This is a genomic window from Shewanella sp. 10B (assembly GCF_023475885.1).
In the GTDB taxonomy this organism is placed as follows: domain Bacteria; phylum Pseudomonadota; class Gammaproteobacteria; order Enterobacterales; family Shewanellaceae; genus Shewanella; species Shewanella mangrovisoli.
Window position 1 is genome coordinate 990,909 of sequence record NZ_JAMDJO010000001.1, and the last position, 14,012, is coordinate 1,004,920.

Here is a 14,012-nt window from a genome sequence, read left to right on the forward strand (position 1 = left end):
ATGCCTTGTAAGTCAGGAGTTTAAAGAACTTCTTTATAGTGTTTAACCATTATTTCTCGAAGTTTTTGAACCGCAAGCTCTCTCTTTTGGAGGACTTCTATAGTACTAATAATATTTTTTAACGATGAATTTTTAACCTGTTTTGAGAATGTATTGAGTTGATTTTCATCTAGGTCAAGAATCTCACCAATAACTTCAAAAATCGTGTCATTTTCATTGGATACAAGTATCTTATCAATTAGTGCTAGTAATATTTTTACAGGCTTTTCTTTGATGTTATTGAAAATTGTTGGATCAGCCAAATAAAGAGATTTTACAAATTTCTTTGTATTTTCTCTTCGCCAAGCAGCTTCTTCTGCTTTAAGATTTTTATGGTTAGGAAAATAACCACGGATTTCATATTCATTGATCTTTTCTTCAACGAATTCGCGAAGGAATTCTTCGTATATATCACTACTGAATTTATGTATTGTCTTTTTTAACTTCTTAAATTCAGTTGAATCCGGACAAACCTGTGGAGTATCAGTGAAATTTAGAGATGAATTTGTTTTATCGAAATTATCGAACCAATCTGATCTAGAATAAGAGCTAAGATGGAAATTTGGCTTGTTATTAAAACTGCTTAAATCGCGATGTAATACCCGCCCATCATTGTTAACAACATAGTTGTATGATTTTTCATCTCCAGGCTTGTTTATCCAGCGAATAAAATCAATTTTAAATTCAGTATTATTGATGGAAATATTTTTCTCAATAAGAACACTATCAGGGATATCAACATCCAATCCATTAACAGTTAACTTTCTCTCTGGATTTAGAATTAATCTCCAACCAAAATAATTTTCAAGGTTTTTTCTAATAACACCTAGTTCTGGTAAGTTCGTATGGAAATTTGTAAGAACTACACATGTGCCTGATTTTAATGAGCTTAATGACGCATGCTGCTCGTCAGATGAAATCTCTAGTGCTGAGAAATTACGTAGTGTATGGCTATCTATTAATATCTTAGATTCAGTGTCATGGTATTTGGTGTACCAAGTAGCATTTGAGCAGAGTAAATGAAAAGCAAGCCTTCCCTTTCCGTGTGCGCCTTGGAGGTCATCATCACCTTGCTTTGAAGATTCATTAAACCTAGAAAAATGCTGATCGCATTTTTGTATGTCAATACCAGACCCGTTGTCCAATACAGTTATAGCTGCTAAGCCATGCATTTCATTGAGCTCAATTGTGACATCAACAGATGTTGCGCCAGAATCAAATCCGTTAGCAATTAGTTCGATAACTGATTGGAATGGGTGTTTCTTCCATTTTGTGAAATGTTTTTTAATTCCCTCATGCGTGATATCTGCTGTACCACTTATTACCATGTTGCCCATTTAACAATCCATATTATGTGTGATTAGTTTAATACTTAGAAGCACAACTTCTAGCCACAATTTAAAGCGTTATTAGTGTATATGCTCGTTAGACTAGTGAAAACGTGCTCAGCTAACTATCTGTATGTAAAGAATTTATCAGCTTTCCTTGAAATATACCATTAGTAAAAGGCACATGTACGTTTCCCAAACTATTATCTAAGTTTTGCTTTAAGCAAGTAATTAATTTTAAATGATTTTATATTTTCCTGTTGAAATCACCCGTATATGAATCGCTTATGATCCACTAACGAGTGCTAATAGCTTTTTTAGATAGAGGAACTGCTAGAGGGGTTGTTAAGATTGTCATTGTTGCACCAGTGACCGTTGGCGGCATGGATGCCGCCGTCGAGCCTATAGGGATATATTCACGGCGTGTCACTGGGGAAACAGTGGAAATGCACATAACGCAATATGTTATTTAGCAATATTGGTGTGATCCATTTCTAACTTCACAATCACAGCGAACCTACATTCACTCTGCCATTCTTGTATAAACCATTATTATCCCAAACAAATTAACCTTTCACTTTGCTCTGGGCGGATAAACCAAGGTTTGAATAGAAATCCCTGTACTAGATCGATATTAAGCTCGCGGGCTAGCTGGAGTTGTGCCTCGGTTTCGATGCCTTCAAGGATGCATTGTTTGCCCGTGCGTTTGCCAAATTCAATCAGGGCGCCGAGCAGGGCGATACCATGGGGCGCGTCGATTAATTTAAGCCAGTAGCGGTCAAACTTGAGGTAGTCCACATTCATCATTAAATCGATGGAGAGCATGGAGTGGGGCGCGCCGATATCATCGAGCGCCACTTGAATATTGGCCGCTTTAAATTGATGGAACAAGCGATTAGCAAGTTCGGCATCACTCACGCAGGTGTTTTCAATGATTTCCACCGTCAATTGCGGATGCTGCGATAGCAGGTCGAGTAACTTTTGGGTATGCGCGCCATCCACCGCGTGGGGGTCTACATTCACAAATAACCGCTGTGCCTGAGGGGCGTGTTTGAGCTGAAAAGCTTTTGCCTGAAACTCGACCGCCGCCAGTTGTTCGCTGGCTTCGTGTAATTGCTCAAACACTAGATTCGGGGCGATGGCTTGACCCTGCTCAAGGTAAAAACGGGCGAGTGCTTCATAGCCATGAATGCGTTGAGTATGGGGACAGACAAAGGGCTGATATTCGCAACTTAAGGATAAACCGCTGAGATTGAGCATCGAGACTGGCGTGTTAAATGACTAATCGCTAATTATTCGCATTTAGTGGCCAAGAGTGCAAACAAGTTTACCTCGCTTGAGCGCGTTTGCCGATTAAACACTCATACGGTTAAACCTTGGGATAAAACGGCATCTTGATGTGGCCAAAAATGATCAAGGTGGCCAATGCCACCTTGATTACTGTTCGATTACTATCCCATTTTCGCCATGTAGCTTAGTAATGGAACTTGAGCTCAGCCTCATTAAATAAAGGCTGTGGCTTTTGTTTTTGCGCCTCGTAAATCAACCGATAACTTAACACGGCTTGCACATATTCACGGGTTTCGGTGAAGGGAATGGACTCGATAAAACTCATGGCATCGAGCTTCCCATTCGACTCCGCTAACCAGCGGCGAACCCGCGAGGGGCCCGCGTTATAGGCGGCGGTTGCTAACACGCGGTTTTGATTGAAATCCTTCAACAATTGCGCGTAATAGGCGCTGCCTAAGTTTAAGTTCAGCTCGGCGCTGTACAGATCCTTAGGATCGCTGTATTTAGCCCCGTGTTTCTTCGCTGTCGCCTTGGCAGTCGCGGGCATAATCTGCATTAAACCGCGGGCACCGACACCTGAGGTCGCATAGAGGAAAAACGCACTTTCGCGGCGGCTAATCGCACGGATTTCATCAATATTGACCTTGTGCTTTTTACTGGCATGTTCAAAGCCTGACTGATGCGCCATCGGGAAGCGCAGGGGAATATCATCCCAGAGTTTGCCTTGGATACTGGCCTCCACGCCAAAGTCATACCAGCCTTGATCGTGAGCATAACGACCATAGCGGGCGCGCATCTCATTATTGCTGCGTTTTAGCAGGGCGACCCATTCATAGCGGGCATCGAAGTAACGGTCCAGCGCCATCAACTCCAATACGCGCACAAAGCCTAAATCGTCTTCGAGTTTTTGACTGGTTCCATCCACCACAGGCTCAGGACTTTGATTTAAGGAGACGGGCTTATTCAATAACTGCGACGCGGCAAAACCGTAAAAATTGCGCTCATTACTGACCGCCGCTAACGCCTTAGTGGCGCTTTCGGGAGCGTGTTTCGCGTTAGTGCGATACAACCAATACTGCCAGCGCTCTTTGGCTGCGCTTTCTGGCGATAATAAATCTAAGTAGCGCGCGATATGGGTGCTGTCTTGCTCGCGGATCGCCCAGCGTAAGCGGCGCTCGAACATATCATCGCTTTTCATCTCGGGCAGCAGGTTATCGGCCCAGTCTCTAAAATTATCATCCTGCTCAATCAACACGCGGCGTACCAAGTACTTTTGCAGCTGTTGATCCTGCGCTGGGGTAAAGCGTTTCGCTTTTTGATACCGAGTATATAAATTAATGGCTTGGTCGAGATCCTTACGGGCAAGGCGTTTTAAGCCTGCGGCGACGATATCGCCAACGATAGGATTTTTATCCTTAAATTTTTCGGTATGGCGCAGGCTATTGGGATCTTTAAACACCGCCACTAAGCGTTTTGCCTCGGCGCTATGCACGGTGATTTTTTGCGATAGGTAACTCAGCAGGCTGGTTTGGCCCTCATCGAAACTCAGTAACATCCGCGCCCAAATCACATCCTGAGTGCGTTTACCGGCCTTGGTCCAAGCATTGAAGAGGGGATCGCATTCCTTGGGACGGGAATCGCCATAGACCCAAAGTGACTGCGCTGCCGTGTAGGCGGTTTGGGTTTCGCCCTTGGCGAGTTTGGCCTCATAGAAATAACACTGTAGCCTGACATCGGTCGGCGCGTCTTGAGCGAGGCTCAAAAAGTCGTTCCAACGCTTTTGGCCGCCGGCATTTAATAAATATTTTGAACGTAGGCGTTGGTACATAGGCGTGGTTTGATACTTATCTATCATGGCCTTAGCGTCGTTGCCGCGTAAATCGTTAAGCTTGCCAATGTCGATATCATGGTCGAGATAAATCGCCAGCGGATAATCGCCTAACTTAGCACGCAGGGGCTTATAGGTGGCATAGTCTTGTTTCTTTAAGGCTTTTTCAGCCTCGAGAAAGGTCTTCTGGGTAGAAGTTAACGCGAAAGCCGCAGAGGCATTAAATGCCCCTGCGATGATAATTGCGCTGGATAACACCATCTTTGTCAATGGGTTGCACATGCAGAACTTGCCTCCGGGCATCAAGGTTACAATCGACTTTTCCCTATCGATTCAGGATTATGAGTTATTGGCTTTTAAACTGCGTGTTGTTCGTTATTGTTCGAGTGCGGTGGCATCCTCAGTATGGGGCAAAAGCGTATCGCGATGAGTTTGATTATCACCGCTGTCCTGCGCATCACTCTCGTCTAAGGCTTCGTTAAGCGCCTTCTCAAGTAACATCTTATCGAGTTGCTTGCTGGTATCAACACCTAGTTGCTGCATTAAATGCGCTTGACGCACTAAATTGCCTTTACCCGATGACAATTTGTTCATGGCACTGTGATAGGTTTTTTCGGCGTTATCCAGAGCGCGACCGAGTTTTTCCATATCGTCGAGGTAGCCACAGAGTTTGTCGTAGATGCGACCCGCCTGTTTGGCAATAGTTTGGGCGTGCTGGTTCTGATACTCGTAACGCCAGATATTATTGATTGTTCGCAGGGCAACCAAGAGGTTGGTTGGACTGACCAGCATAATATTTTGCTCGAGGGCAAAGTTAACTAGGCTTGGGTCATGCTCTAGGGCCAGTAAGAAGGCGGGTTCAATCGGGATAAACATCAGCACGTAATCTAAGCTTTTTAGCCCGTGTAAACGCTGATAATCCTTTTGGCTCAAGCCCTTAATATGATTGCGGATCGATAAAACGTGTTCATTGATAGCCTGTTCACGCACCAACGGATCTTCGCTATTAAAATAGCGCTCGTAGCTGACAAGCGACATCTTGGCATCGATGACGACGTCTTTATTTTCAGGCAAATGTACGATCACATCTGGCTTAAAGCGTTTGCCGCTGTCGTCCTTCAGATCTTGCTGGGTGTGGTATTCGTGACCTTCGCGCAGACCGCTTTCTTGCAGCACGCGGTCTAAAATCACTTCGCCCCAGTTACCTTGCTGCTTGTTATCGCCCTTTAAGGCTTTGGTCAGGTTAATGGCATCCTGACTCATTTTTAAGTTGAGCTCGCGCAGGTGTTCTAATTGATGCTTAAGGGCGCTGCGTTCCGACTGTTCATGATTGTAGGATTCGCGAATTTGCTGCCTAAAGCCTTCTAACTGTTGCTTCAACGGCCCGAGGACGCCTTCTAACTGGTTAGCATTTTGATGCTTAAAGCTTTCGCTACGCTCTTCGAAAATACGATTGGCAAGGTTTTCAAATTGGGTTTGTAGGCGCACTTCGGCCATTTCTAAGGTGGCGATTTTTTCCTGCATCGCGGATTGCTGGGCATCGGCCTTGGCTTGAATGGTCTGTTGCATCGCATTGGATTTGGATAAGGCCAGTTGGAGCTCAAGTTGGCGGCGATGGCTGTCGGCAAGTTGCTGCTCAACACTCGGCAGGCGCTCGGCCATGGCTTCGGCTTTACCCAGTTGTTCTATCTTTTGCTCTAAGCGCTGTTGGCATTGGCGCAGTTGGTTATCTTTGTCGTCGACTAAAACTTGCTGCTGGGCGAGGGAGAGCTCGGCGTCTTCGTTTACTTGCCGCATTTCTTGCTCTAATTCGTCTTTAAACTGTTGCCAGCGTGAGCGGGTGAGACGTTGATTGAGTAGGGCACCGATTAACAGTCCTAAAAAGGCCACGGCGAGAAGACCGATGATCTGGGCGAGGGAAAAAGATTGAGAAAATGGCATCTTATTAGCACTCCTTTAGCTGTGGCGCCTAGGGTCGCATGCCCCCAAAAAGGCTTCAAGTGCTTTAATTAACAATCTGTTTAGGCGATGACTCAAATGAGCAAGACTTAGTCGCTTAAGTTGAGATACTGTGAGGGATGAAATTTTTTTGCTGTTATCTGTGTCTATATCCCTACAGCTTATCAACACAGGTAAATGTACCTGAGGCTTTTTGGGCGAGCGCAGAGTGTGAGTCAGCGCCGGTACATAACATTTATTTTTGCAGAGGTGTCCATTGGCTAATCAATCACGTTTTACACCGGGTATTTTGAAAAAAGCGCGCTGGCATATCCAAGATAATCAAGTGACACCCGAGTCGGTGTTTAAAGCGCGCCGTCACATAGTCAAAGCCATGGGCCTTGGCGCGATTGGGGCTAGCATTCCGGGTTATGTGCAGGCGGGATTATTCGATCTGTTTGGCGAACAACCCAAAACTAGCTTTATCACCACGCCATTAACCTTCGAGGCCAATGCCCGCTTTGGCAAGGACGAAGTGCTGACCCCCGTGGATAAGGTCACCACCCACAATAACTTTTACGAGTTTGGCACCAGCAAGCAGGATCCGTCTGATAACGCCCAGCAGTTTAAGGTCGACCCTTGGCAATTACGCATTGAAGGCGAAGTGGAGCGCCCCATGACCCTTGATTATCAAGATCTGACTAAGCTGTTTCCACTGGAAGAACGCATTTACCGCCTGCGCTGCGTCGAAGCTTGGTCCATGGTGATCCCTTGGGTGGGCTTTCCGCTCGCCGCTTTATTGAAGAAAGTCGGCGTGACCAGTAAAGGCAAGTATGTTGCCTTTGAAACCGCCTTCGATCCTGAGCAAATGCCGGGGCAAAAGAGCCGCTTAATGGGTGGCGGCATTCATTATCCCTATGTGGAAGGTCTAACCATTGCCGAGGCGATGAATGAGCTGACGCTGATGTCGGTCGGACTCTACGGAAAAACCTTGCCGCCGCAAAACGGCGCGCCGATCCGTTTAGTGGTGCCTTGGAAATACGGTTTTAAGAGCATTAAATCCATCGTCCGCATTCGGGTGATGGACAAGCAGCCGCCCACCAGTTGGAATCAACTCGCGCCCCATGAATATGGTTTTTATGCCAATGTGAATCCTGCGGTAGATCATCCCCGTTGGTCGCAGGCGAGCGAGCGGCGCATCGGCGAGGGCGGTTTGTTCTCGGCAAAACGCATCGATACGCAGCCCTTTAATGGCTATGGCGAGTTTGTCGCCTCTTTATATGAGGGTATGGATCTGAGGCAGTTTTATTAACTCACTTGACGGCTGTTGTTTAGGCGCCATTGATTGCGCCTAGCGAACAAGTGGCAATATCTATCTAGTGGCATACAGGTTAGTGCCTTGAAAGAGTCAAAAGAGTAGGAGTCTTATGTTCAATATCACGGCGTTAAGAGTCACGCCAAAACAGCTTTTGTGGATAAAGCTGGTCTTTCATTTGATAGGGCTTATCCCGATTGCTTGGCTGATTTTTACTGTGCTGTCAGGCCGTGCGGGCGGCGACCCCGTGCAGCATATTATCCACTTTACTGGCATTGGCGCTTTAAATGCGCTGGCGGCTACACTGCTGATCTCGCCCCTTGCTAAGGGATTAAAGTTAGGCTGGTTAATGCAGACACGCCGTTTAGTTGGCTTGTATGTGTTTGCCTATGCGACCTTGCATATTGTGGCGTTTTTTAGTTTAGATCTGCTGTTTGCCTGGGAGTTATTCTTCAGTGAAGTGGCGAAACGGCCTTATATTTTAGTCGGCGCACTGGCCTATGTGATTGTTACCGCGCTAGCACTGACGTCCTTTAAAGCCTTGATGCGTAAAATGGGCCGCCGCTGGCAAACGCTGCACAATGGGGTGTATGTGGTGGCGATACTGGCGCCGATTCATTTTTATTGGTCGGTAAAATCCGAAATTATCGAACCGAGTTTGTATATCCTTGGCTTTAGTTTGTTGCTCGCGTGGCGTTTACCCATTTGGCAGAAGAAGCGCAGCAGCCGTATCGCCATGGCCGCCGAGGGCAAGCGATAATCTGCGGCATTTCGATTTATGTATGAGCAAAAGAAAACGGCGTTTGTAGCTTTGCAAACGCCGTTTTTACATCAGGCGGGAAGGTAATAGGCTTAACCTAAACCTTGGGTCGCCGACTTCATTTGAATAAATTCAATCTTATAACCGTCTGGATCTTCCACAAAGGCGATTTCAGTGGTGCCACCAGCAACAGGGCCGGGTGCGCGAGTCACTTTACCACCCGCAGCGGCAATGGCTTCGCAGCGGGCATAAATGTCTTCATCACCGATAGCGATATGACCAAAGGCCGTGCCGAGATCGTATTTTTCCGTACCCCAGTTGTAGGTCAACTCGATGACGGCCTGACCCGTTGATTCTTCACCGAAACCCACGAAGGCGAGGGAATATTTGTACTCTGGGTTTTCTGAGGTGCGGAGCAGCTTCATGCCCAGCACTTGAGTGTAAAAAGCGATACTGCGTTCTAAGTTACCGACGCGAAGCATGGTGTGTAACAGTTGTGACATAGGATTATCTCGGTCAATGAATTACGTCGGCAGTATATCAAAATTTGCCGTAAGTCATGCCGGAATGTTAATCGAATAAATGGATTGCTTGGTCTTGATTTCGATAATTGCGTGCGCTAGGGAAGTTCTTGCTTTGTGAGCTATGTCACTTTGCTTGGCGGTGCGGTGTGAAAAGTGCACGATTATTTAGCTCTTGCTCACAAAATAACTATCTCAATATAGGCATTTATCTCAGCCTTGATAATAATGGGGTTATACCAACTAGGAGAGTGAATATGAACACCGAACTAAAAATGGCGCTAGGTACAACAGTTGTAATTGCTTTATTTTTCAGTGCATTCTTTGTATCCATGTTCTGATATTGCCTTCAAATCCCTTCCCATGCAGAGGCGCTTAAGTCGATTGATTTAAGCGCCTTTGTGTTATTTGCCTTATCGTTTTTATCGCTTCCCCGTTTCGAGTTTATGCCCTGTCTATACGAGCCTTGTGAAGGTGGGTTGGTACTTTGCTGCGTTTAAATTTTGTGAGTCGTTGCAACACTTATGCAAATAGTTTGAAAAATGATTATTTTGATATTTATATATTTTGATTTTCAAACTAAACTGGCTACAGAAGTCATCAATCACCACAGCGTGTTTGCTCTTGCTGCATGAATTTACGCACTCATTTATGCAAGCTAGGGAAAATCGCTTAGGAAAAAATAATGAAAACAACATCTTCAACCGAGAAGCCGATGCAGAGTACTGGGCTTGGGCATTCTGTCGCGCAGTGGCAGCATTCCCATGGATTTTCTAACCAAAATACCGCGGGCGAAAAAAACACCCGTTATGTGTTGTATCTCACCGTGATTACCATGGTGGCCGAGATTGTGGCGGGGAACCTTTATGGCTCTATGGCCTTGTTGGCCGATGGTTGGCATATGGGTACCCACGCCGCCGCCTTTATGATCACCTTATTTGCCTATTCCTATGCCCGTAAGCATGCCAATGATCCGGCCTTTGCCTTTGGGACTGGTAAGGTCAGTGTGCTTGGCGGTTACACCAGTGCCATCGCCTTGGGCTTAGTGGCCTTAGTGATGTTAATTGAATCGGGGATGCGCTTGATTAACCCTGAGGATATTCACTTTAATGAAGCGATTTTTGTCGCCCTGATTGGCTTAAGCGTGAACGTATTAAGTGTGTTCCTGTTGAAGGATCATCATTCTCACGACCATGGACATTCACATGGACATTCGCACAGTCACTCACACGACCATGATCACGACGATGAAGATGATGACCATAAGGATCATCAAGATAATCATTGCTGCCATGGACACGATCATCATGCTGCTGACCATGACCATGACCATGACCATGACCATGACCATGACCATGACCATGACCATGACGACCATTCGCACAGCCACGCACAGGGTCATTCCCATGGGCATTCACACGGGCACTCGGGCCATGATCACAACCTGAGGGCAGCCTATTTCCACGTTTTAGCCGATGCGTTAACCTCAGTGCTGGCGATTGCGGCGCTGTTATTTGGTAAATATATGGGCTTAACTTGGCTCGATCCGATTATGGGGATTGTTGGCGCGATTATTATCAGCCGCTGGTCATGGGGCCTTATCCAACAGACCAGTCCAATTCTGTTGGACGGTGGGGTAAAGGCCTCGCTACAGCGTAAAGTGCGTGAGGCCATAGAGGCGGTACCGGATCATCAAGTCGCCGATTTACATATTTGGCGCGTGAGTGCCGATCACCATGCTATTATGGTGTCCATTGTGTCTCACTCACCGAAAGAAGCCAGTTATTTTAATCAGTTACTGACTAAGTTCCCTGAGTTATCCCATATTACCATTGAGCTGCATACTTGCCGTCAACGTGAGTGTGTGGCTAAGGAAGCCTAATGACAGTTGCACACCCGCATGATGCTTTATCAGCCGCGTCCGCCCATTCTACGGATCAGGCCTTGAACCATGTGATTATTGAGTTTTATGAAAAATTATCATCGTGGGAGCATGCTATTGTGCGCGATAAGGGTTTTAGCTTGTCGCAGGTACACACGATAGAGTTGTTGGGTGTGCACGGCGCGATGCGAATGAAGGAACTGGCCGACAAAATCGGTGTGACCACAGGCACGCTCACCGTACAAATCGATAAAATGGTCGAGTCCCAGTGGGTGATGCGCCGTCCCCATGAGAGTGACAGACGCTCGATTCTGGTTGAGCTCACCGAGAAAGGTCAGGCGCTGTTCCTCGAGCATGATGCGCTGCATCTGCAATTAACGACCGATCTCACCGCTAAGATGAGTGCAGAGGAGCGAAGCTTACTGCTGAGTCTGCTGACGCGGATGAACCAAGAGTTTTAATGGTAGCGTTTACTCGCGATTCAGTATTGATTAAAGCGCCCCGATGGGCGCTTTTTTTGGCGGGCGTGTTGACGTTTCAGGGTTATTTTTGCAGCAATTAGGCTGGCTTTTATGCAAGGCAAAGTCCGTGCCGTGTAGTTATTCTACATAAACGGACGATAACGCAGCAGAAACGCCAGCCAAATGCTGCCCGAAGGGTTCGTCTGGCAAGCCTTTGCTCTTACTTTCTGTCATAAGAGCCGCTCGTCATTTGAGTAGACTACACTTCATTCCTCGTTTCGCGAGTACGTACTTGCCAGAGCGAACAAAATCTAATCTCGAAACGTTAACACGCCCGCATAGCATCTCGAATATTTTCGATTCATTCTCGATTAATCATCCGTGATTACAATATCTTACCTTTTGTTACATTCTTGTTGTATTAAAGGTTGAACTGGAGGTCAATTAAGGTAATGTAGGGCAGAAATCAAGATGGACTCAATCTAAGGGCTCTGTTCAAGGACTATGTTTAAGGGCTCTGTTTAAAAAGGAATAACATGAATCGTAAATTACTGCCTTGGTGCATCGCAGGGGTACTCACTATGAGTGGTCAACTCCACGCCGAAGAAGACAAATACCTTTGGCTCGAAGAGGTTGAAGGCGCAAAGCCGATGGAGTGGGTTAAGGCCCAAAATGCCACTTCAGCCGCCGAAATTAAAGCCTTCAAAGGCTTCGAGACCTTAGTTGCCAACAGCCTCGCTATCCTCAATGACAAAGAGCGTATTCCTTACGCCACCCATATTGGCGATAAGCTGTATAACTTTTGGAAGGATGATACCCATGTGCGGGGGATTTACCGTCGCACCACCATGGAAGAATACGCCAAGGCGGATCCAAAGTGGGAAACCGTGCTCGATGTCGATGCCTTAGGCAAAACCGAAGCGGTGAACTGGGTATTCAAAGGCATTGATTGCCAGTATCCACAGAATCAGCGCTGCTTTGTGTCCTTGTCCCGTGGCGGCGCCGATGCGGTCGAAGTGCGTGAATTTGATTTAACCACCAAAGACTTTGTGCCTGCGAAAGACAAACCTTTCTTCTTAAAAGAAGCGAAATCTAGCCTTAGTTGGATTAATACCGATCAGGCCTTTGTCGGTACCGACTTTGGCGATGGTCAAAGCATGACGGACTCGGGTTATCCCCGCGTGGTGAAGTTATGGCAACGTGGAACGCCGCTTGAGCAAGCGAAAACCATTTTCAGTGGCGACAAAACTTCGGTCGCGGTATCGGGTTGGGTGATATTTGACGACAAAATCCCACTGAGCCTAGTTACCGAGGCGCATACCTTTTACACCGCCACTCAATATGTTTACCAAGACGGCAAACTCATTAAGCTGCCACTCCCACAGGATGCCGAGATTAAAGGCTATTTCCAAGGCAAGTTGTTTATTGAGCTTAAGAGTGAGTTAGCAACCCCTGCGGCGACATTCAGCCAAGGCGCAGTAGTGTACGCCAATGTGGCAGATTTGATTGCCCAAAAAGCCGCCTTTACTGAATTTGTCAGCCCAACGCCGACCGCATCAATCGCCCAGTTAACGTTCAGTAAGAGCGCGATTTTTGTTAATTGGCTCGATAACGTGAAGAGCAAACTGGTTCGCTATGAGCAAGACGCGAAAGGCGCATGGCAAAGCACGCCGGTACCCTTTGAGGCCAACGGCGCGCTTACCGTGATGGATATGGAGCGCGACAGTGATGATTTCTTTGTCAATTACACAAGCTTCCTTGAGCCATCGAGCCTGTATACCGTCAATGCTAAGGCGCTAAAACCGCAAAAGATGAAAGGTATGCCTCAGCAATTTGCGGCGGATAAATTTACCACCGAACAGTATTTTGCGACCTCAAAGGATGGCACCAAAGTGCCGTATTTTGTGGTGATGGCAAAAGATCTTAAGCTCGATGGCAGCAATCCAACACTGCTTTATGGTTATGGTGGTTTTGAAGTGTCACTGCGCCCAGCCTATTCTGCAACCATTGGTAAAAACTGGTTAGAGCAGGGCGGTGTGTATGTGCTGGCGAATATCCGTGGTGGCGGCGAGTATGGGCCTGCGTGGCATCAAGCGGCGCTTAAGGAAAATCGTCATAAGGCTTACGAGGACTTTGAAGCCATTGCAGAGGATCTTATCGCCCGTAAGATTACCTCGAGCAAGCATTTAGGTATTCAAGGTGGCAGTAATGGTGGTTTGCTGATGGGCGCCGCCTTTACCCGTCGTCCCGATCTCTACAATGCCGTGGTCTGCCAAGTGCCGTTACTCGACATGTACCGCTTCAATAAGTTACTCGCCGGCGCAAGTTGGATGGGGGAATACGGTAATCCCGATGTGCCAGAGGAATGGGCTTACATTAAAACCTATTCGCCATACCATAATTTGCACAAGGATACGCATTATCCAAAGGTGTTCTTCACCACCTCAACCCGTGATGACAGGGTTCACCCAGGACACGCGCGTAAGATGGTGGCCAAGATGAAGGACATAGGTATCGATGTGCTTTACTATGAAAATATCGAAGGTGGGCATGCTGGGGCTGCAGATAATAATCAAGCTGCGGAACTAAATTCAATGGCGTTTGCCTACTTATTACAGCAGTTAAAATAATCGTGACCTTTTCACGCAAA

10 protein-coding genes are annotated in these 14,012 nt (G+C 46.7%); 5 read left to right on the forward strand and 5 right to left on the reverse strand.

The genetic code is table 11. The features are described 5' to 3' along the window. Positions 1-20: 20 nt before the first annotated feature. The 4 genes from M0415_RS04200 to rmuC all read right to left on the reverse strand — a co-directional run bounded on the left by M0415_RS04200 (position 21) and on the right by rmuC (position 6,426). Positions 21-1,376, reverse strand: a complete 1,356-nt coding sequence (locus tag M0415_RS04200; RefSeq protein ID WP_249555451.1) for an ATP-binding protein — start codon at positions 1,374-1,376, stop codon at positions 21-23. 543 nt (positions 1,377-1,919) lie between these two features. Continuing rightward, on the reverse strand, positions 1,920-2,627 hold the full coding sequence (locus M0415_RS04205; RefSeq protein ID WP_249555449.1) for an EAL domain-containing protein: 708 nt from the start codon (positions 2,625-2,627) through the stop codon (positions 1,920-1,922). Positions 2,628-2,841: 214 nt separating this feature from the next. Beyond that, the gene (locus M0415_RS04210; RefSeq protein WP_249555447.1) at positions 2,842-4,767 is read right to left on the reverse strand and encodes a transglycosylase SLT domain-containing protein; all 1,926 of its coding nucleotides are present in this window, start codon (positions 4,765-4,767) and stop codon (positions 2,842-2,844) included. 93 nt (positions 4,768-4,860) lie between these two features. After that, complete coding sequence (gene rmuC / locus M0415_RS04215) at positions 4,861-6,426, reverse strand: DNA recombination protein RmuC (RefSeq protein ID WP_249555445.1); 1,566 nt, start codon at positions 6,424-6,426, stop codon at positions 4,861-4,863. A gap of 274 nt (positions 6,427-6,700) precedes the next feature. Between rmuC and msrP the strand changes: the two genes are divergently transcribed. Together msrP and msrQ are read left to right on the forward strand one after the other, a co-directional pair. Further along, complete coding sequence (gene msrP / locus M0415_RS04220; protein WP_088211670.1) at positions 6,701-7,735, forward strand: protein-methionine-sulfoxide reductase catalytic subunit MsrP; 1,035 nt, start codon at positions 6,701-6,703, stop codon at positions 7,733-7,735. 115 nt (positions 7,736-7,850) lie between these two features. Next, positions 7,851-8,498, forward strand: a complete 648-nt coding sequence (gene msrQ / locus M0415_RS04225; protein WP_249555443.1) for a protein-methionine-sulfoxide reductase heme-binding subunit MsrQ — start codon at positions 7,851-7,853, stop codon at positions 8,496-8,498. Positions 8,499-8,590: 92 nt separating this feature from the next. Here msrQ and gloA read toward each other — a convergent pair whose 3' ends face one another. Beyond that, positions 8,591-9,001 (reverse strand): lactoylglutathione lyase, encoded by a 411-nt coding sequence (gloA, locus tag M0415_RS04230; RefSeq protein WP_011717181.1) that lies wholly within the window; start codon positions 8,999-9,001, stop codon positions 8,591-8,593. Between the two features lie 703 nt (positions 9,002-9,704). Between gloA and dmeF the strand changes: the two genes are divergently transcribed. The 3 genes from dmeF to M0415_RS04245 all read left to right on the forward strand — a co-directional run bounded on the left by dmeF (position 9,705) and on the right by M0415_RS04245 (position 13,992). Next, the gene (dmeF, locus tag M0415_RS04235) at positions 9,705-10,901 is read left to right on the forward strand and encodes a CDF family Co(II)/Ni(II) efflux transporter DmeF (protein ID WP_249555441.1); all 1,197 of its coding nucleotides are present in this window, start codon (positions 9,705-9,707) and stop codon (positions 10,899-10,901) included. Further along, on the forward strand, positions 10,901-11,362 hold the full coding sequence (locus tag M0415_RS04240) for a MarR family winged helix-turn-helix transcriptional regulator (RefSeq protein WP_011622868.1): 462 nt from the start codon (positions 10,901-10,903) through the stop codon (positions 11,360-11,362). The genes dmeF and M0415_RS04240 overlap by 1 nt, the downstream gene beginning before the upstream one ends. A gap of 536 nt (positions 11,363-11,898) precedes the next feature. Further along, positions 11,899-13,992: a prolyl oligopeptidase family serine peptidase gene (locus M0415_RS04245; protein WP_249555439.1), complete on the forward strand. Its 2,094-nt coding sequence runs from the start codon at positions 11,899-11,901 to the stop codon at positions 13,990-13,992. The last annotated feature ends 20 nt before the right edge of the window (positions 13,993-14,012 follow it).